Source organism: Bradyrhizobium sp. Kon56, from assembly GCF_055807635.1.
This window is the reverse complement of the sequence record NZ_JBVVOU010000327.1, coordinates 1-300: the sequence shown is the minus strand read 5'-3', so window position 1 is coordinate 300 and position 300 is coordinate 1. Positions and strand designations below refer to the sequence as shown.

Here is a 300-nt window from a genome sequence, read left to right as displayed (position 1 = left end):
AACTGCAGAACATTGTCCATACGTTGCAAGAGCGCGCCGCGCTGCTGGTGCTGGCGCGCAAGGCCGCGACGCCGGCACGTGAAACCCTTGACGCCTGGGGCGCGCAGTTGGAGTCCGACGACCCGAACACAAGCCAGCAAGCCCACGACAACACCGTGGGTTATCTGAGCCAAATGGCCGAGTTCAATCAGCAATTGATAGACCTGGGCAGCCTGGAGCAGGCTTTCGACACTGAACTGCAAGCGGCGCCTGGTTACGCGCCGCAGGTCGGCTCGCCCGATGAAACGGTGCAACGCCGGC

Annotated in this window: 1 protein-coding gene; it reads left to right on the top strand. The window is 63.0% G+C overall.

The window, feature by feature from the left end:
* The coding region (locus AC0L3B_RS39170; protein ID WP_473383102.1) for a hypothetical protein at positions 1-300 on the top strand (300 nt) is incomplete at both ends.